Source organism: Photobacterium sp. AWH4_225 (assembly GCF_056158405.1).
Genome location: NZ_JBSWTF010000004.1, coordinates 1,032,109 through 1,050,230, shown reverse-complemented (window position 1 = coordinate 1,050,230; position 18,122 = coordinate 1,032,109). Strand labels below are relative to the sequence as shown.

At 48.6% G+C, this 18,122-nt stretch carries 18 protein-coding genes; 11 read left to right on the top strand and 7 right to left on the bottom strand.

Features of this window, described 5'->3' with window-relative positions:
• The first annotated feature begins 3 nt into the window (after nt 1-3).
• Both ACXAD4_RS22025 and ACXAD4_RS22020 read left to right on the top strand, forming a co-directional pair.
• Nucleotides 4-831 carry a class II fructose-bisphosphate aldolase gene (locus ACXAD4_RS22025; RefSeq protein WP_044620484.1) on the top strand — a complete coding sequence of 276 codons (828 nt, stop codon included), beginning with the start codon at nt 4-6 and terminating at the stop codon, nt 829-831.
• Between the two features lie 63 nt (nt 832-894).
• Nucleotides 895-1,728, top strand: coding sequence for a MurR/RpiR family transcriptional regulator (locus ACXAD4_RS22020; protein WP_475244120.1), 834 nt, complete (start codon nt 895-897; stop codon nt 1,726-1,728).
• Between the two features lie 48 nt (nt 1,729-1,776).
• Here ACXAD4_RS22020 and ACXAD4_RS22015 read toward each other — a convergent pair whose 3' ends face one another.
• Entirely contained in the window at nt 1,777-2,571 is a 795-nt protein-coding gene (locus tag ACXAD4_RS22015; protein WP_475244119.1) for an aminoglycoside 6-adenylyltransferase, read from the bottom strand.
• Nucleotides 2,572-2,875: 304 nt separating this feature from the next.
• Here ACXAD4_RS22015 and ACXAD4_RS22010 point away from each other — a divergent pair, with 304 nt between their 5' ends.
• From ACXAD4_RS22010 to ACXAD4_RS22000, 3 genes are all read left to right on the top strand, one after another.
• On the top strand, nt 2,876-3,535 hold the full coding sequence (locus tag ACXAD4_RS22010; RefSeq protein ID WP_475244117.1) for a CatB-related O-acetyltransferase: 660 nt from the start codon (nt 2,876-2,878) through the stop codon (nt 3,533-3,535).
• 353 nt (nt 3,536-3,888) lie between these two features.
• Entirely contained in the window at nt 3,889-5,502 is a 1,614-nt protein-coding gene (locus ACXAD4_RS22005; protein ID WP_475244116.1) for an ATP-binding cassette domain-containing protein, read from the top strand.
• Between the two features lie 157 nt (nt 5,503-5,659).
• Nucleotides 5,660-5,959: a hypothetical protein gene (locus ACXAD4_RS22000; protein WP_475244115.1), complete on the top strand. Its 300-nt coding sequence runs from the start codon at nt 5,660-5,662 to the stop codon at nt 5,957-5,959.
• A 343-nt stretch (nt 5,960-6,302) separates the two neighbouring features.
• Here ACXAD4_RS22000 and ACXAD4_RS21995 read toward each other — a convergent pair whose 3' ends face one another.
• Nucleotides 6,303-7,055, bottom strand: coding sequence for an IclR family transcriptional regulator (locus tag ACXAD4_RS21995; RefSeq protein ID WP_475244114.1), 753 nt, complete (start codon nt 7,053-7,055; stop codon nt 6,303-6,305).
• 13 nt (nt 7,056-7,068) lie between these two features.
• Entirely contained in the window at nt 7,069-7,971 is a 903-nt protein-coding gene (locus ACXAD4_RS21990) for a LysR family transcriptional regulator (RefSeq protein ID WP_475244113.1), read from the bottom strand.
• Between the two features lie 128 nt (nt 7,972-8,099).
• Here ACXAD4_RS21990 and ACXAD4_RS21985 point away from each other — a divergent pair, with 128 nt between their 5' ends.
• Both ACXAD4_RS21985 and ACXAD4_RS21980 read left to right on the top strand, forming a co-directional pair.
• On the top strand, nt 8,100-9,062 hold the full coding sequence (locus ACXAD4_RS21985; RefSeq protein WP_475244112.1) for an ankyrin repeat domain-containing protein: 963 nt from the start codon (nt 8,100-8,102) through the stop codon (nt 9,060-9,062).
• Nucleotides 9,059-9,727, top strand: a complete 669-nt coding sequence (locus tag ACXAD4_RS21980) for an NAD(P)H-dependent oxidoreductase (protein WP_475244111.1) — start codon at nt 9,059-9,061, stop codon at nt 9,725-9,727. Before ACXAD4_RS21985 ends, ACXAD4_RS21980 begins: the two co-directional genes overlap by 4 nt.
• A 67-nt stretch (nt 9,728-9,794) precedes the next feature.
• Here ACXAD4_RS21980 and ACXAD4_RS21975 read toward each other — a convergent pair whose 3' ends face one another.
• From ACXAD4_RS21975 to ACXAD4_RS21960, 4 genes are all read right to left on the bottom strand, one after another.
• Nucleotides 9,795-11,162, bottom strand: a complete 1,368-nt coding sequence (locus tag ACXAD4_RS21975; protein ID WP_475244109.1) for a carbohydrate porin — start codon at nt 11,160-11,162, stop codon at nt 9,795-9,797.
• 120 nt (nt 11,163-11,282) lie between these two features.
• Nucleotides 11,283-12,686 carry a sulfatase family protein gene (locus ACXAD4_RS21970; protein WP_475244107.1) on the bottom strand — a complete coding sequence of 468 codons (1,404 nt, stop codon included), beginning with the start codon at nt 12,684-12,686 and terminating at the stop codon, nt 11,283-11,285.
• Nucleotides 12,687-12,698: 12 nt separating this feature from the next.
• Nucleotides 12,699-14,030 carry a PTS sugar transporter subunit IIC gene (locus ACXAD4_RS21965; protein ID WP_475244106.1) on the bottom strand — a complete coding sequence of 444 codons (1,332 nt, stop codon included), beginning with the start codon at nt 14,028-14,030 and terminating at the stop codon, nt 12,699-12,701.
• Between the two features lie 264 nt (nt 14,031-14,294).
• Nucleotides 14,295-15,458, bottom strand: coding sequence for a LacI family DNA-binding transcriptional regulator (locus tag ACXAD4_RS21960; protein ID WP_475244105.1), 1,164 nt, complete (start codon nt 15,456-15,458; stop codon nt 14,295-14,297).
• A 220-nt stretch (nt 15,459-15,678) separates the two neighbouring features.
• Between ACXAD4_RS21960 and ACXAD4_RS21955 the strand changes: the two genes are divergently transcribed.
• From ACXAD4_RS21955 to ACXAD4_RS21940, 4 genes are read left to right on the top strand one after another with little or no spacing between them, the layout of a single operon-like run.
• A complete protein-coding gene (locus tag ACXAD4_RS21955; RefSeq protein ID WP_475244103.1) occupies nt 15,679-15,975 on the top strand; it encodes a PTS sugar transporter subunit IIB in 297 nt (98 codons plus the stop codon).
• Between the two features lie 11 nt (nt 15,976-15,986).
• Nucleotides 15,987-16,301, top strand: coding sequence for a PTS lactose/cellobiose transporter subunit IIA (locus tag ACXAD4_RS21950; protein WP_222549579.1), 315 nt, complete (start codon nt 15,987-15,989; stop codon nt 16,299-16,301).
• A 4-nt stretch (nt 16,302-16,305) separates the two neighbouring features.
• Nucleotides 16,306-17,226, top strand: coding sequence for an ROK family protein (locus ACXAD4_RS21945; protein ID WP_475244102.1), 921 nt, complete (start codon nt 16,306-16,308; stop codon nt 17,224-17,226).
• On the top strand, nt 17,217-18,116 hold the full coding sequence (locus ACXAD4_RS21940; protein WP_475244101.1) for an ROK family protein: 900 nt from the start codon (nt 17,217-17,219) through the stop codon (nt 18,114-18,116). Before ACXAD4_RS21945 ends, ACXAD4_RS21940 begins: the two co-directional genes overlap by 10 nt.
• Nucleotides 18,117-18,122 lie beyond the last annotated feature (6 nt).

The following is an 18,122-nucleotide window of genomic DNA, read 5'->3' as shown; positions in this document are numbered from 1 at the left end:
AATATGCTCGTTAACCTAAAAGATCTTTTGCCTGAGGCTGCAGCCTCCGACTATGCCGTACCTTGCTTCAACGTATTCGGCTACGAAGATGCCCGTGCCGTGGTAGAAGCGGCAGAAGAAGTGAACAAGCCAGTGATCCTCGCTTGCAACAAAGATGTGGCTGATTTCTACGGTGTTGAGACCGCAGCGGCGATGTTCCTGACCTTGGCGAAAAACAGCACGGTGCCAGTATGCTTGCACCTAGATCATACCTACGAGGAAGAGATCGTTTACCGTGCCCTGAAGGCGGGTTTCAGCTCAGTGATGTTCGATGGCTCTCAGCTTTCACTGGAAGAAAACATTGCCCGTACCCGCGCGGTGGCAGAAGTTGCCCACGCAATGGGCGCTTCAGTTGAAGGCGAGATTGGCTCTGTGCCTTATGACGAAGGCCGTGACCACATCAAATCTATTTATACCGAAGCAGAAGAAGCGGCCCGTTTTGCCAAAGAAAGTGGTGCTGACTGTGTGGCTGTCTCTGTAGGTAATGTACACCGTCTGACCGAGCCGACTTGTACTATCGATTTTGGCCGTCTGGACAAGATCGCCAGCATGGTAGATGTCCCGTTGGTTATCCATGGTACGAGTGGGATCCGTAACGAAGACATGGAAGTGCTTAAACGTACTCGTGTATCGAAGTTCAACATCGGTACTTGCCTGCGCCAAGCGCTAGGCCATGGCTTACGTGATTTCATGAATGAAGAGCCTGAGAAATTTGACCGTATTTACTTCATGAAGAAGGCAATGCCGGCGGTGAAAGAAGAAGCGATTCGTAATTTCAAACTGCTGTCGTAATAAATGTCGTGACCATTTGCCCTGTTAATACAGGGCATTTTTTTCGCAGGAGATCATCAATATATGGAAGTAGCCGAGCTTGTCCCCACCGATTTAGACACCCTCAAAGATCATATTGTCCGTCGCTACGACGATCTAAGTCCGCGCCTGCAGCAGGTGGCTGACTTTGCCATGGCCCAGCCAATGCTGGTAGCTGTTGAAACCATGGTGACCATTGCCGAGCAGGCCAATGTGCCGCTGTCTACCCTAAGCCGCTTTTCTAATGCGATGGGTTTCTCTGGGTTCAGTTCGATGCAAGCTGTCTTCCGCGATCACTACTTCAACCGCCCACGGGATTATAAAGAGCGGGTGCGCAAGGCGAGAAACGAGGCTGAATTTGGCCCTGATTCCGCTGCGGCTATTTTCCATGATTTCGGCGCGGCAAACATAGAGGCTTTAGAGCAGCTGCAAATTACGGTATCACCGCAAAAGCTGGATAGGGCTGTGGCTTTGCTTGAAGGGGCAGAGACGATTTATATCCAAGGGATGCGCCGTGCTTATCCCGTTGCTTTCTATCTCTGGTATGCCTTGATGAAATCAAACAACGACGTTGTGCTGGTTGATGACAACGGTGGCATGCTATCGCCAATGACCCGCCTGATGAGCGAGAAAGATGTCTTGGTGACTTTCACCTTCAGCCCTTATGCACCGGAAACCACCGATGTTATCGACCTGGCACACAAAATGAATGTGCCGATTATTGCCATTACTGATAACCAGATGATGGAGCAGGGCAACAAGATGGATGTCTGCTTCGAGGTGCAGGAAGGGGATAATTTAGGCTTCCGCTCGCTGAGTTGCTCGGTCTATCTGGCCCAGACATTAGCGGTGAGTTTAATGTGCAAAGATACTAATTAGAGCCTCGTATGAGGCTCTAATTTTATTGATTGGAATTAATAGGAGCGGTTACTCGCCACACTCTTTGTTGAGGTAGGCCACCGCAACGGCTTGGGCTTCGGCATTGGTGTTCACCGTTTCCTTCTCGCGCAGCTCAAGGTAGAGCTCGACACATTTTTTCACTGCTTTGGTCAAAGAGGCCGGTTCAGGTTTCGCAACCGTTTCTTCAAGCTGCTTGGCAAAATCCGGCAGGTATTTTTCAACCTTGCGCACACCGAATGGGGTAAAGCCGCCTTGCATCAGGGCCAATGGCGACAACACAACCTGGCGGATAAAGGAAATAAACTCTAGGGTTTCAAAATACTCACCACGGGCAATTTTGGTCGCTGCATAGTGGGTCCAGATCCAAAAACGATCCTCGATCCATTGTGGATCCGGCTGCGGGAAATGATGCAGGGAGTGTTGGAAGATATCCGAGAGGTAACTTTCCCGTTCCCACACCACTTTTGTCTCATCAACACGGGTAGCAGCATCTGGCAGGGCAACGAATTTGAAGTCGACATGCACAGTATTTGGCTCGAATAGGGCAATAACCAGACGAGGTTCACCGACGTGTTCACCCGTAAAGGCAGCGAGTTTGCCCCCAATGCGGTCAATGAGCTCAAAACGCTCTTTCATGATGGCGTCGAACTCAGTGGGCTCAATCGCGATAACTAGGTCGAGATCGCTGTATTTGTCCATGGAATCAGAAGTGAACGAGCCGCTGGCCCCAATGCCGAGAATGCGAGGATCCTGCGAGAACGTCGCAATGATTTTTTCTAGAAGCTGCTGATGAGTGCTTGGAAGTGTTTGTGGAAACTTCATATTTTACCTATTTAATTTATTGAAACTGCTGGTGCAGCCACTGCGGTAAAATGAGCGCAGCATCATAGAATGCCAAAGACATAAAGGTTTTGCTAGTCGCCTTGTGGGCCAATTTATAGGTGATGAAAAAAAGCTCGCAACACCATAGTGTTACGAGCTAAAAAATAGAACGATAAACGGATCTTAAGTGGTTATGATTTTCCGAATGCGGGAATAATCATGCCTACTTTATGTGACAAATCCGCGAAAGCAACATGACTGTTTTGGTATAAAATCGAGTGACTTAAGTTGATTGCGAGCAAATATGAATCCAGAAAAGCTGTACCCCATTGAAGGTTTTACCAACACACTGCTTCTCAAACCGTTACTGGCGCAGAGTGAGATAGACAACATTACGGTTGGCGATTACACCTATTACAGTGATTTTGACGACCCAAGCAAGTTCTTTGCTGAGAATGTGCTGTACAACTTTGGCTTTTCTGGTACCTCGTTGCATATTGGCAAGTTTTGCGCTACAGCCCACGGTACTAAGTTCATCATGGCTGATGCTAACCATGCGACGTCTGGGGTGACCACCTTCCCGTTTGCGGTGTTTGGTGGGAAGTGGGCCGAGGCAATGCCACTGGGTGATTACCCGTTCAAGCAGTATAAAGATATCCGGGTAGGCAATGATGTCTGGTTCGGTAACGAAGTCACCGTGATGCCCGGCGTGACCATTGGCAACGGCGCGATCATCGGTTCGAAAGCGGTTGTCACCAAAGACGTACCGGCCTATGCCATTGTGGGAGGCAACCCTGCCAAAGTGATCCGCCAGCGTTACTCTGCTGAGGAGGCTGCCAAGCTTGAGACACTTGCCTGGTGGGACTGGCCTATCGAACACATTGAGCAGGCGATCCCCCTGTTGGTAAAAGGTGGTGTTGCTGAGCTGTCAGGCTACGCCGAGCAGAATAATTTGGCCTCTTAGTAGTCATTTACCAAATTGGACTGATACGACACTTTCGGCGCTTGGTCTGTGATTTGCTTGCTAAGCGCCAGCTACTGTGTATAAAATTCCCTCAACATTTCTTTAGGAGCTAACGCCGACATGAACAACTAACTTCCTGACAGCCAGTTTTTATCATCTTGGACTCTCGGGGTTAGTGGGCGTTACTTCGTCATATCTTCTCTATCAACAATATCTATTTGCGCTTGTTTCTAAGGCTTTTTGCCGGCATCTGAATGTTTGTTCGAGCGCACAGTGGGATCAAAGTAACTGCCTGGTCATTCTATTGGCGTAGAAAGACGTAACCCCTTTATTCGTTTTAAAGGGAGGTATTTATGCCTGCATTAATCGCCCATCAATTAGCTTTTCAGTTAGACACTGGGGAGTGGCTTTTTAACAACCTCAACATCAGCTTGAATGACAAACTGACCGGCTTGGTCGGCCGCAACGGCGTGGGCAAGTCGGTGTTGTTATCATTACTGCTTGGCAAAGTAACGCCGACCAAAGGTGATGTGTCTTGTAAGGGACAGGTCGGCCATTATTCTCAGCAACCTTCAAAATTACTGACAGGTACACAGACAGTCGCTGATTTTCTAGGTGTCAGCAATAAGCTGGACGCAATCAAGGCTGTTGAGCAAGGCCAGTGTGATGACCATATTTTCGACATTATTGCTGAAGACTGGGAGGCCGCTACGCGTACCCAGCAGTTGCTGGTAGAACTCGGGCTGCCGGCTTCACCAGAGACTCTGTGCCGTGATCTGAGTGGCGGGCAACTGGCTCTGTTGCAGTTACATCAACTGTTTCAATCGCATGCTGATATCTTGCTGCTTGATGAACCCTCCAACCACCTTGATGCGAGAGGTCGGCAGTGGCTCATTGGCCAATTGAAGCAGTTTAATGGCAAAGTGTTAGTGGTCAGCCATGACCGGGCCTTGCTGCGCCATGTTGAGGGGATTTACCACCTAACCAGCTTGGGCATGCAGTATTACCAGGGTAACTACGATAGCTTTTATAGCCAGCATAGTCTCAAGGAAAATGCACTCGATAGGCAGATCACCCAGCTCAAATCAGAGCGGAAGAAAATTGAGCGGCAACAGCAAGCGAGCAAGGAAAAAGCCCAGCAGCGCCAGGCACAAGGCGTTCGGCTGAGAAAGTCAGGCAGCCAACCTAAAATCTTACTTGATGCGATGAAAAACAAAGCGGAGCAAAGCCAATCTGCGGCAGCAATCAACCAACAGAACCAGCTTAGGCGTAATCAGCAAAAGCTTTCCGAACTGCAACAGCTGCAGGAAGCGATAAAGCCCCGCCATTTGCATTTAGCGGAGTTCGGCCAGCACAAGAAAAACACCGTGCTGAGGCTTGAAGGATATGTGTTGCCTTATGGCACCAAGGAACCTGTTGACTTAACACTCGCTCAGTCTGAACGCTGTTATTTGCGTGGTGGCAATGGCTGCGGTAAATCGACCCTGCTCAAGGCGATTCACCATCAAGCGGAAATGCCTGCTGGCCCATCTTCTTCAAGTTCGCTTCCATCAAGTGTGATGACAGTCAATGTGGAAACGGAGTATCTCGACCAGCACTTTAGCTTGCTCAGTGCAGAGTTCACCATGTTGGAGTGCCTGATGGACTACTGCGATGGGCTTAGTGAGAGTGATGCCAGAACCTTGCTGGCCGGTATTGGCTTTCGCCGAGACAGTGTCTACCGCCAGGTCAGACACTTAAGTGGCGGGGAAAAAATGAAGTTGGCGATATTGATGGTCAGCCATCTTCCCGAGCAGCCTTTACTGCTGCTCGACGAGCCTGACAACCATTTGGATATCGATGCCAAGTTGCAATTAGAGAAGGCTCTTAACCAATATAGAGGGGCTTTTATTTTGGTGAGCCATGACCGAGACTTTGCTGAGGCCATTCAATTTGATCGCCAGCTGAGTTTATCTGTAAGTCAATAAATCGGAATATTTAAAAAAGTGCGTTGACTCTTGCATTGTTCCAGAGTCTATATTGCATCTGTCAAAGGACATAGTGGGATAGAGGGTAATTTAACTCTCACGCCATGCTTATTACCTTGTGGGGGGAGGGATGTGAGAGTCAAATTGAAGGGTATATATGGATTTTGATTTTGCAGTTGAACAAATTAAGTTAGTCGGCCTCGAGCAAGGCTATGAGGTCGGTGAAGGTGAACGGACTTTCGAGCTGTTCACCGATAACCACCACGCTGTGGCATATAAAATTGTTGCCAATAATTCATCGGGATATATCCAGGTCCACCAGTGGGAATGTGGTGAGGACGGCAGTGGTGGCAAATACGGCCGCGGTGTTTATTCATTGCGTAGCTACAGCGATGTTGCCCATTTTTGCCAAATTTTAGTTGCCAGTGCATTTATTCGTGCACGGCGCAGAGACTAGTGTTTTTTTAACCTTGTAAACCTTGTAAACCTTGTAAACCTTGTAAACCTTGTAAACCTTGAACTTTTTACTCCTTGTAAGTTCATTAATACCAATCTGGATAAGTAATTGGGCTATATATTGCGCAGGAAAAATTGTTGTTATCAAGGCAGAGATTGCTGGAACTAGCGGGTCTAATTTCAAAATCTCTAACACAGAGAACAGCAATTTTAACAAGCAAGATTGAGCAAATACTTATTTAGGTTGGTATAAAACATTCACTTTTTCAGCTTTTGTCATTAGCAATTAGCCGGCACCCTGACTATTTCATTAGGCAGGAAGTGCCGGTATTTTTTTATTTGGATTAATGCTTCAAAAACACCCTGGCAAAATGCACTAAGCGGGCTTGGTTGAGCTCATTGGCCGCCCCGCTGACCCCAGCCACCGCCGTTAGCTTTCCATCGAGGTACAGGGGAATAGCTAAGCAATTGAGGTTGGGCTCTGCCTGTTCTAAATCCAAGGCGTAGCCTTGCTCTTTCACTTGGTCTAGCTCTTGTTCTAAGGTTGGGGTGATTTGACCGCCCAAACGCAGAGAGCGTTTCAACTCCTCATCAAAAGCTAGAAATACCTTGCCAATCGCTGATGTTGCCAGGCCCTCTCGTTTGCCTCGTGGGCTGCGGATAGTCAGAGGGTTAGCTCGTTCAATCGCATCAATATATAGGTATTCTTGGCTGCCGCTTTGAACGGCGAGGTAAGCGGTATTGTCGGTCAGCTGCGCCATATGCTTGAGCAAAGGGGAAAAGTGTTGGCGGATAGACTCGTCATGTTGCTCTAATGGTTTGGATAGCTCCCTCAAACGTAGGCCAAGGGCATATCCTTGTTTGCTGCGGTTGACATAGCCAAGGTTGCTCATTGTCGCAAGGATGCCGTGCACAGTACTCTTGCTTAGGGATAAAGCCTGGCTGATTGCCTGCAGGGATAGCGGTTTGTCTGCGTGCGAGAGTAGCTCAAGCATGGCAAAGCCGCGCTCAATGGACTGGATCGTTTTAGGCTCTTTGGTATTGCGCTCTTTTGTTTTGGTTTCTTGGGTTTTGTTAGTTTTAGCTTCTTTGGCCAAAATGGATCCTCAACTACAACACTTTATCAATATTGCTGACTAGATAGTCGATCAGTGTCCTGACCCTAGTTGGGAGGTATTCCCTCGAAGAGTAATAGACCCAAACTTGAATCGGTTCTCCCCAGTAGCTTTCTAGCAGCGGCACCACTTGGTTTTGTTCCAGCTCTTGCTTGAACATCCAAGTACCCAAACAGCTGATACCGGCACTGGCCAAGGTGGCTTGCTTGGCAGCCCGGAAATGGTTGACGATAAGCTTGCCCTTGGGCTCGTAGAGCTTGTTGCCTTCACCATCATTTAACCGCCATCCGTGGAACCGGCCTGATGTAATAGAGCGCACAGGAATACATTTGTGCTCATCCAGCGCCTTGATGGTGGTGGGCTTTCCATGGCGAGCCAAATACTCGGGAGTCGCAAAAACCCCGATACCAACCTCAAACAGTCGCCGCGCGATCAGGCGCGAGTCTTGGTTAATCGCAGTGCCGATACCTAGATCAAAACCGTGCTCAACCAGATCCACCACGCGATCATCAAAATGAAGATCACAGGTGATCTCCGGGTAGGCTTCCATGAAGTCCAAGATCAACGGCAGGATATGTTCTTGCCCGATGGAGCTTGCGGGCAGGTTGATCTTGAGTGTGCCGCTGAGGCTTTGCGAGTCATCGGTGATCCGCTCGATGGTGTGCTGGATAGATTCGACAGAAGGCGTGAGGCTATCAAACAACTGCTCGCCCATTTGAGTCAGACTTAATGAGTGAGATGAGCGGTGAAACAGCTTAACCTGCCACTCTTCTTCCAGTTTCCCAATGGCTTTGCTGACTGCTGGTGCGGAGATCCCCAGTGCCCTTGCTGCCTTGGCAAAGCTACCGGTTTTGGCAACCTGGATAAAAATGGGAAGCTGGGTCGGTAATGCTTTCATTAACTAATGGTTACCTTGCTAATAACTCAATGCACACTACAGGTTAATAATGTTTTGTTCAATACTATATCCAACGCAACGAATCGCAACGAAGTTAAACACAACAACAGAGATGAGCGAGACAGATTATGACCATGCCAACCCTACATCAACTGATTATAAACGGTGATATTGAAGGCTTTCGTCAAGCTATCGAGATGAAGGCAGATGTGAACCAGCTTGACCCGGTGATGGGCAACTCACCGATGCACATTGCCGCGCAGCAAGACACTGCAAGTTGGGTTGAGGCGTTGCTAGCTGCCGGGGCATTTATCAACCTGCAAACGCCCAAGCATGGCGTGACCCCGCTGATGGTCGCGGTGTGGCATCGTAAACCAGCCGTGGTCGAGGCTCTGTTGAAGCAGCCAGAGGTGAATGTCGAGATTGTCTCTACCTTTGGCCTGAAAGCCGAGCAGCTGGTGGACTTTGGTGCTTCGGAGCAAGATGTTTTTGGCTTGCAACAGGCAGATAAGCTTCGCCAGCTATTTGATGCCTACCGCGAACAGCTATCTCGTTCACAAGCTCAGCTAAGTGCCTACCAGCTAGTGACGGATAACAGCTTGGATGATGGGGAAAAGGCTCGCCAGCTCAAGGCTCATTTCCAGGGAATAACGGATAACGCCATGCTTAACATTCCTTCGGCTATTACCAGCTCGGGTAATGATGAGCATACTGCAGTGATGGTAGCTGCCCGAGACGGTTTGGTCGAAAGCCTCAAGGTGTTGATGGAGCAAGGTGGCGATCAGACGGTGCCGGATCATTACATGAAGGCAATTCCGCTGCACAAAGCCGCCTATAACGGCAGGGCTGATGTGATTGAACTGTTGTCGAACTATCCGGGCTTCAAAGAAACTCTGGACGCACAAGGGCCGAACAACGGTTATACCCCGCTGCATGATGCAATTTGGCACGGCCATACTGGCGCGGCAGCGAAGCTCATTGCATTTGGCGCAAGAACAGATTTAACCGGCTTTGACGGAAAAACACCGCTCGAGTTGGCAAGAGAATATCAGTATTCATTGATTGTTGAGATGTTGGAGAAAAAAGCATGAAAGTCCTAGTCGTTTACTGGCACCCAGAGCCAAAAAGTTTTAACGGTGCAATGTTCAACCAAGCGGTGTCAGCGCTAGAAGCGGCTGGTCATGAGGTCAAAACCTCCGATCTTCATGCCATGGACTTTAACCCGGTTTCGGGGCGGCATAACTTCCAAACAGTCAATGATCCTGATTTCTTCAAGCAACAACTGGAAGAGATGCATGCTAGTGACCAGAGCAGTTTTGCTCCTGAGCTTGAAAGCGAAATGCAGAAAGTTGAGTGGTGTGATTTGCTGATTTTCCAATTCCCGCTGTGGTGGTTTAGTATGCCGGCAGTGATGAAGGGCTGGGTAGAGCGTGTGTTTGCCATGGGGCGAACATATGGCGGCGGCCGCTTTTATGACAACGGGGTGTTTAAGGGCAAGAAAGCCATGCTGAGCCTGACCATGGGTGGCGGTGAAGAGATTTACGTCAAAGGCGGCTGGAACGGTGATTTGGAAGGCATCCTCCGTCCGATCCATCGCGGTATTCTGGAATTCAATGGTTTTGAGGTGCTGGAACCTTTCTCGGTATTCGGCCCTGCACGCATGAGCCAAGAGCAACGGGTGGCAGAGCTAGATAGATACGCTGCGAGGTTGCGAAATGTATTTACAGAGCAGGGAATGGTTGTTGGTGATTACTAACCTAGCCTTGTAATTGCTCTCTTCCAAAACAAAATGCCGACGTGAAGTCGGCATTTTTAGTTTATGTTTAGAACCAAACTTCAGCCTGGATACCAAAGTTGAATCCTTCGGTCTTGCCTGCATAGGAAGCACCACCTGGGCCAAACCCTTGGTTAGGCTCGTAGTTGGAATAACCGTGCTTGCCGGTGTTGATATTCTTTAGTGATTCATCCCATTTTGCATAGGTTGCAAATACACGAAGCTGAGGACGTGCCCAGTAGCCTTTCTCTAGGTGAAGGGTTGGGGCAATGGTCAGCTTCGTCATACCGCCATTGGCACCGTTGTTGGTTTCCTGAGTGGTATTGTTTTGCTTGAGGTGTTCATAACCCGCTTCAAACTGCAGCGAGAAAAATTCGTTGAAGTGATAAGAAGGCCTAGCACCGACTGTCCACCAAACCCTTTCACCACCGGCTTGGGTGAAGTCATCATCATTGTGGTAGATCGCAACAGGCTGGATTGCCCAGTTATCAAATTCCGAGATGCCCGATAGGGTAAAGCGGTATGATGATTGGTCTTTGTAGTTTGCCTCGCCCCAACCAAACTTACTCATATTGGTACCCGCGCCCATTCCTGTTCCGTACTGGACAACAAACTCGGTATAACCGGTATCACCAAATCCCATGAAACCACCGGCCCTGTCATAGGCAACTGTAACGGCAAAGCCATCGTCAGCCACATCAGGGCTGCAGGTGAAGCCTTCGTCGCACTCCTTGACCGGGTTGTGCTCCAGGTTCATCCAGAAAGCTTCGACTTTAAGTGAATCCCTATCGCTGAGGATAAACTCCAACCTTGGTTTGAAGATAAGGGTATCGGCGTAGCCAACCCCTTCAATCGGATCCTTGGTATAGCCCTCTTTACCCCACGAAACCAGATCCAAGTCCATCAATATGCTGTTGGTAAGCGGGATCCCCCAAATACCGCCCCCGGTACCGTTGGCCTGATGGTAGTCCCAATCAAGAATGTGTGATGAGCGATTTTTCATATAGCGTTTACCTGCCCAGAAAAGCATAGTGTCAGGGAGTTGGGGCAGTCCGCCGATTTCTGCAAAGGCTTCACGGGTAACAAAGGTGCTGGAATCAACAGCCCAGTCAGAGGTATTTCGGGTTTCACTCTGGAAACGCACTTTAGTCCGTGCCCATGCGCCACTGCTGTGGTTAAACATCAGATCCGGAGACAGATCGACCTTGGTTTCATTCTCGTTACCCAGTCGGTAACGGCCCATATCCGTCAGGCGGAAACTGTCGCTACCCATACCTTGGTCATTCCATAAGGTGCCACTTTTGACATAGCCGTGGAAATTAAAATCACCCACTTCGATAGCACTTTCTGCAAGGGTACTATTGGATAGAGAAAATAAAACAAGGGCAGAGCAAACATTTAATTTAGATATATTCATTGTTTTCTCAATATTATTTATTTACGTTTTTATAGGCGTGCGAATTCCTACGAGAGATTCGCATCAGGGCTTTAAAAGTAGAGTGGTGTAAACCACCACTCTATAATTTAAGGGGTGTTGTTAGTACGCGAAGATTTTTTCGACGTTCGGGTAAGCAGCTTGTTGGATTTTAACGATCATTTTGAAACGCATGGTCGACAGAATAGTCTGATAACTGGCGTCGTTAATTAGATTGTTAACTTCATCTGGATCTTGGTTGAGGTCGAAAAGTAACTCTTGGCCATCGCTGTCACAGTAATATCTGTGGCTTTCGTCCCGGATGGACACTTGGCGTAAACCGTTAGGTTCAAACTGCTCAGTCAAAATGAGTGACTTATGCTGGTCGGTCTGACCCTCTATCAAAGGCAGCAGTGACTGCCCTTGAATCTCCCTTGGAATAGGAATGCCTGCCAAATCCAGCATGGTCGGTAACCAGTCAACACTTTCCACTAATTGCGAGAAAGACTGCGCTTTTAACTTTTTCGGGTAGTGGATGATAAATGGCACGTTGGTTATGACATCCTCACCCGGCATGCCTTTTTGCACACGGCCATGATCGCCGATGTACTCACCGTGATCGCTGACAAAGACAATAATAGTGTCGTCGTATTGTCCGGTTTCCTTGAGTTTATCTGTCAGCTGGCCCACGCAGTCATCGACATGGCTGACAAGAGCCATGTAATAGCGTCGGATCTCTTGCCATTCCTCATTACTGATCCCCTTGAGCTTTTCCATTACCTGCTCTTCATTACCGATCACCGGCACCGGCATGTCTTCAGCCTTGTAAAGATCAAGGAAGCGGCGCGGCGGATTGACTGGCGCATGAGGGGCGTAGTATCCAGCAATACAGAAAAACGGATTGTTGTCATTCTGGTGACGCTCGAAAAAGTCCTTGGTCAACTCGGTGACGAAACCTGAATGCGTTAGGTGCTCTTCGGCTTCGAACACAAAAGGTGTTTCAGGATCACGCTTGCGATCACTGTACTCGGGTTTGCCAAAGCGTTTGGCCTGAGAAGGGAGGCCGGTACGCACTGTTTCAAGGCTTTCGGGAGCGACTTGTTCGACCCATTTGGTGTACGGGTCGTCATAACAGCCTGGCTCATCGGAAATCACACGCTCGTCAAACCCATAATCTGGGTGATGCTCACGGTGGTCACGGAACGAGTGTGGCAAGAAGTGCAACTTGCCAAAATTCGCCGTTTTATATCCATAAGGCTTCAGGCGGTGTTGGATAGTTAACAGATCCTCAGGTACAACCGGGCCGTTAGTGCCAATACCGTGAGAGCTGCAGTAGCGCCCCGTCAGCAGTGAAACTCGACTTGGGCCACAGATAGGGCTTTGGGTGAAAAACTTTTCAAATTTCGCCCCGTTGTTGCCAAGCCAGTCGATATTCGGGGTTACGGCAATCTCATTACCGTAACAGCCCAGAGAGTCCTTGCGTTGCTGATCGGTAAAGACAAGCAAGATGTTTGGTCGTTTGATCATCGTCCTTATCCCTTAGGCTTTGGTTTCAGAAGCGGCAATGTTGGCGTTGAGTTCTGGTTCTTTTTCTTTTGCATCAACCAGTTCACCCGGCTCAGCCACCTTGTTGGCGTAGCGAACAAATGGAAGGTAAACCATGATGCCGATAGCCAGACAGCCAATGGCGACTACGAAAGCCTGCCATGCCCCACCTGATGCGAGGAAGGCACCGAAACCAACTGGGGTAGTCCAAGGAACTAGAATGCCCAGTGGTGGAACGAAACCGATATAGGTCATGAAACTTGCAAAGCCCAGCATTAGAGTTGGTGCAACTACAAATGGGATAGCAAACAATGGGTTAAGGATAATAGGTAGACCGAAAACGGCTGTTTCACAGATGTTGAAAATACATGGGACGATGGCAATTTTGGCAACGGTGCGGTAGTGGGCACGGCGCGATACCATCAAGATAGCAATTACTAGGGCTAGCGAGGCTCCAGCACCACCGATGTTTGCGTACAGGTCATAAGACAACCAAGTTACATCATGTGGAAGATCCCACATTGCAGAGCCTTCAGCGACGGCACGTAGGTTATCATCCTGCATTGGACCAAACAGGAGTGAACGTACACCACCAAGTACTGCACCACCGTGGATACCGAAGATCCAAAGCATGTTCTGGATAACATCCAGCGTTAGGATCCCCCAAACATTACCGGCAACATTAGATAGCGGCGCTTGGATCAGTAAGGTGATCATATCTGGCATTGAGGTGTTGTAGATAGCAAAAACACCAGAGAAAGCCGCGAACAGTGAAAGGGTAAGAGTCGCTGGAAGTAGTTCGGCAAAGGATTTGGCCACGGCTGGTGGAACTTGATCAGGCATTTTGATCTTTAGTCTGTCACTGGCTGTTAGCGCATGGAACAGACGAGTAGCCATGATCGCGATAAGTACTGCCGAAAACAGTCCGCGAGAACTAGCGTAGGCAATGGAGAAGTCAGGCGTCATGATAAAGAAAGCGGCCAAGGCAACCAAACCTGTCGCGACTGGATCACGGCCTTCCTTCATGGCAATCAAGGATGCCAGTTTGAAACAGGCAAACAGCGCAAACATATTGAGTGTGCCGTCCACCAATACCTGTGAGACATCGGTAAGGTAGGTCACTAAGCCATGCTCTTCACCTAGGAACACTGGTAGGCCAAACAGGTTGTTGAGCGCCAATTGGGTAAATAGGATAAAGAAAGATGCCGGCATAATAAGCGGCAGGGTGCTGATAAAGGTATCCCGGACGGATGACACATACTTGTTGTTCGCAAAGGCGTTGATCTTTGCGCCATGCTTGTTAAATAAGTTTTCGAGAATTTTCATGATTTCACTTCACGCTGATTTTTATGATTTAGCCAATGTGGAGCATGCTAATACAGTCAAATGAAACAATGAAACTATTTTTTCATAGAGTTTCATTGTTTGTGATCGAGTACTAAAAGTTACTGGAATTCTCGGGAAAATTTCCCACCGCTCAGGGAAGGCGTATTTACAGGGGGGAGGCGCTTTATTGCTTGGCTGGTAAGCCTTCGCCGTCAACTACGGCGAAGGTGGAGGGTAAATATTTGAGTTTCATAAAATGAAACGCTAGTTTTTTCCGTGCAAAGTTTTTGGCAGGGTATCGATATCCCAGTCACTGCTCGGGCGGAATTTGGCAACGGACTCCCTGACAACTAACTTGCCGGTTAGCCTTTTCAGCTCTGCCGGGTTCCAATCATTACCAGATTTGGTTTGCTCGATACAGATATCAATCATTTCTTCGGCCATTGATGACAAAGGCATCTCGACAGCCGTCAACCGGGGAAAGGTGTACTGGGCAAGCTCTGAGCCCTCAAGGCTGATCACCGAAATATCTTTCGGGATTTCATAGCCAAACTGGCGGAGTGTCGCCATTACTTCAGCGGCCATTTGGTCTGTGGCAGTAATGACAGCACTGAAATCGCCTAAGAAACTACACAATTCTGTAGCTGCGGCAGCTCCGTCTTCAATATTGTCGATAATCAGTTGGGCATTGAACGGCAGAGAGCGCCTTTCGTGACCATGCTTGAATCCTTCAATGTAAGGGATGGCCTTGGAACCCGTACCTGGGATGATGGCAATGTCTGAGTGTTTGTGGGCCATCAAGAAGTTACAGGCTGAAGTACAAGCTCCCGCATGATCGTAACCAAATGAAAACTGGCTTAATTTCTCTTTCGCACTGAATGTAACTAAGTTGCTGTTATTTAGAGAAAATTCTTCTATATCGCTGGTTTTGAGGCTAGGCTCAATCAATACAATAGTTTCACAGCCACTGCCAACTAGCATTGCAAGGTAAGATTTTTCCTGGAAGGTATTATTGCAACTGTTGAATAGCTGCAACTGGAGCCCTTGCGAGTGGGCATACTGCTGGGCAGTATTATAGAACTGACCAAAGCTTGATGAAGACATCTGTGAAACAATAATGCCCAGCGTCCCCTGCTTGGTCATTGTCGTACTGGCGGCACTGACCCGTTCAGAAAGCAATGCGTTGGTCTGCTCTGGGTTATAACCCAAAGTGCGGGCTGCTTTGAGTACAGCTTGCCTTGTTTCTTCTTTGACTTTCGCATTGCCGCTGAATACCCGCGAAACCGTCGCCTTCGAGACATTGGCCATTGCCGATACATCAGTAATAGTGGTCATACTTTTCCTTTCTTTGTCCCGTTGCTGCCTAACTGGCTCACGGTCTCCACTCTTTGTCTGCTTGATTTCATGAACGCCGTTAGATTTTTTCATTAGTATATCAAAAAAAGAAAAACATGGGTTAAATAAAATAAACTATAAAATCATCAGCTTATGTTTGATATATGCAGTTGGAAGCATCATTTTTGCATTAGCGAGGAACATAAATAGTGTGCGTCACCTCTCAAAACATGGCAAAAATGTTCATAGTTTCCATTTGTTTTCATTATCATGAAACCAATGAAACAACAGGTCAAGTTAAAGGAAACTAATTATGTACAAGATCATGCTTTGCTGCTCTGCCGGAATGTCCACCAGTATGCTGGTACGAAAAATGGAACAAGCTGCGGCGAACAATAACATTGAAGCGACCATCGCGGCCCACGGCGCTGATCAGTTTGATCAGCAGCAGGGTGAATACGATGTGATCCTGCTTGGCCCTCAGGTGGGATACATGAAAGATTCCCTGACTTCCCGCGCTGATGGTAAGCCTGTTGAAGTGATCAACCCGATTGATTACGGCATGCAAAATGGCGAAAAAGTGTTGAACTGGGCGATCTCGCTGATCTAAAGGAGCTGGAAATGGATAAGTTCGATCTTGAAGAATTGGTGATGGGTATTATCGTCAATGCCGGTATGGCTCGCAGCCTGAGCTTTGAAGCCCTGCAACTGGCCAAAAAAGGCGAGTTTGACAAGGCACAAGAGCAATTGGATCAAGCCCGCAACGCTGCCAATGAAGCCCATGCCGTGCAGACCCAATTGATTGAACATGACCAAGGCGAAGGTAAAGTTCAAATGACTCTGGTTTTGGTGCATGCGCAGGATCACTTGATGACCTCGATGCTCTGCCGTGAGTTGGTTGAAGAAATGATTCAGCTTTACAAGCGCTTGGGATAAAGCAATGAGAATCGGTTTTGATATTGGTGGCACTAAAATAGAGACATGTGTTCTTGATCTGAACGGTGAAGAAGTCTTTCGCAACCGGGTGGCTACCCCAAAAAGCTACGAGCCTTTTGTCGAGGTGATTTTAGAATCGGTTCAGGCGGCTGAAAAAGCGGTTGGCGTGCGGTGTTCGGTCGGTATTGGTTTGCCCGGCGCTGTCTGCCCACATACCGGGCGGATGAAAAATGCCAACTGCACCTTCCTCAATGGTCACGATCTAAAAGCTGATCTGGAAAGTAAATTGGGCCGACCTGTTTATATCGAAAATGATGCCAACTGTTTTGTTCTGTCCGAAGCCGTAGACGGTGCGGGCAAGGGCAAGAAGGTTGTCTTCGGCGCAGTGCTGGGAACTGGATGTGGTGGGGGATTGGTGATTAACCAGCAACTTATCACAGGTTGCAATGCGATAGCGGGTGAATGGGGTCACAATCCTTTGCCTAATTACTCGCCCGAGGTCGATGGGCCTGCTCGCACTTGTTACTGCGGGCAAAAAAATTGCATTGAGAGCTTCATTTCTGGCACCGGATTTAGCCGAGGCTTTAATCAGCAACACGGTACTGACTACAGTGCCCCGCAATTGATTGAGCTGTCGCAGCGGGGCGATGAGAAAGCACGCCATGCCTACCGGATGCTTGTTGATCAAATTGCACGAAGTGTCGCTAGTATCATCAATATCATAGACCCAGACACTTTTGTGATTGGTGGTGGTATGTCGAATGTGCCAGGGCTGATTGCAGATGTGAAGCAAGAAACGCCTAAATATCTGTTTTCGCCGCAAGCCGTTGTTGATGTCAGGCAAGCCGTATTCGGCGATGCCAGTGGTGTGCGGGGAGCAGCATGGTTAGCCCCGGGATGTGAAGAGGCTAGCCTATGTTCCTGAGTATCGATATTGGTGGTTCGGCCATAAAATTGGCGGTAATGGATGCCAATGGCACTATTGCTGACCGCCAATCGGTTCCAAGTCCCAAAACCGACATTGAAGATTTTTTTCAAGCTATTACCCCGTATATAAAACAGCAACTTGGGCAATTCCCGTTAAAGGGTATCGCGGTGAGCTCGTGTGGTGCCGTGGATTGCGACTCCGGTGTTATCTTTGGTTCCAGTGCCTTGCCGTATCTACATGGGCCAAATATCAAACAGAACTTCGTTGAGCGGTTTGGTTTGCCGTGTGAGATTGAAAATGATGCCAATTGTGCTGCATTGGGTGAGTTATGGTTGGGTGAAGCCGCCGAGGCCAATGACTGCTGTTTGGTGGTGATTGGTTCCGGGATTGGCGGGGCGGTTGTGATCGACCGAGCTGTCACCCATGGTTACCAACTGCACCGGGGAGAGTTTGGTTACATGATCGCCGGTTACGACAACGGTGCTGCCCTGACTTTCAGTGATGTGGCATCAACTCGGGGATTGATTGAATCGGCCGCTAAAGCTATCAACCAACCGGCAGGGAGCCTCAATGGCTTGGCGGTATTTGAGATGGCCGATCAAGGTAGCGAAGCGATCAGCGCGGTTATTCATCAATGGTACCAGCACCTTGCTACAGGGCTTTTTAACATTCAGTACTGCCTTGATCCTGAGCTGATCCTGCTCGGCGGGGCTATCAGCACACGGCCTGATCTGATTGACCATCTCAATCAGCATATCGACGCCATTTTGCAGCAACAGCCGGTTTGTAAAATTCGGCCCCGCTTGAAGGTATGCTCGGCGGGCAATGATGCCAATCTTATCGGCGCTCTCTATCACTTTTTATCTCGCTGTCCAGAAGCAGCGTGATAGATC

Coding starts and splice junctions, on each gene's coding strand:
- ACXAD4_RS22025 (WP_044620484.1), top strand. CDS start 4: ATGCTCGTTAACCTAAAAGATCTTTTGCCTGAGGCTGCAGCCTCCGAC.
- ACXAD4_RS22020 (WP_475244120.1), top strand. CDS start 895: ATGGAAGTAGCCGAGCTTGTCCCCACCGATTTAGACACCCTCAAAGAT.
- ACXAD4_RS22015 (WP_475244119.1), bottom strand. CDS start 2,571: ATGAAGTTTCCACAAACACTTCCAAGCACTCATCAGCAGCTTCTAGAA.
- ACXAD4_RS22010 (WP_475244117.1), top strand. CDS start 2,876: ATGAATCCAGAAAAGCTGTACCCCATTGAAGGTTTTACCAACACACTG.
- ACXAD4_RS22005 (WP_475244116.1), top strand. CDS start 3,889: ATGCCTGCATTAATCGCCCATCAATTAGCTTTTCAGTTAGACACTGGG.
- ACXAD4_RS22000 (WP_475244115.1), top strand. CDS start 5,660: ATGGATTTTGATTTTGCAGTTGAACAAATTAAGTTAGTCGGCCTCGAG.
- ACXAD4_RS21990 (WP_475244113.1), bottom strand. CDS start 7,971: ATGAAAGCATTACCGACCCAGCTTCCCATTTTTATCCAGGTTGCCAAA.
- ACXAD4_RS21985 (WP_475244112.1), top strand. CDS start 8,100: ATGACCATGCCAACCCTACATCAACTGATTATAAACGGTGATATTGAA.
- ACXAD4_RS21980 (WP_475244111.1), top strand. CDS start 9,059: ATGAAAGTCCTAGTCGTTTACTGGCACCCAGAGCCAAAAAGTTTTAAC.
- ACXAD4_RS21975 (WP_475244109.1), bottom strand. CDS start 11,162: ATGAATATATCTAAATTAAATGTTTGCTCTGCCCTTGTTTTATTTTCT.
- ACXAD4_RS21970 (WP_475244107.1), bottom strand. CDS start 12,686: ATGATCAAACGACCAAACATCTTGCTTGTCTTTACCGATCAGCAACGC.
- ACXAD4_RS21965 (WP_475244106.1), bottom strand. CDS start 14,030: ATGAAAATTCTCGAAAACTTATTTAACAAGCATGGCGCAAAGATCAAC.
- ACXAD4_RS21960 (WP_475244105.1), bottom strand. CDS start 15,458: ATGAAAAAATCTAACGGCGTTCATGAAATCAAGCAGACAAAGAGTGGA.
- ACXAD4_RS21955 (WP_475244103.1), top strand. CDS start 15,679: ATGTACAAGATCATGCTTTGCTGCTCTGCCGGAATGTCCACCAGTATG.
- ACXAD4_RS21950 (WP_222549579.1), top strand. CDS start 15,987: ATGGATAAGTTCGATCTTGAAGAATTGGTGATGGGTATTATCGTCAAT.
- ACXAD4_RS21945 (WP_475244102.1), top strand. CDS start 16,306: ATGAGAATCGGTTTTGATATTGGTGGCACTAAAATAGAGACATGTGTT.
- ACXAD4_RS21940 (WP_475244101.1), top strand. CDS start 17,217: ATGTTCCTGAGTATCGATATTGGTGGTTCGGCCATAAAATTGGCGGTA.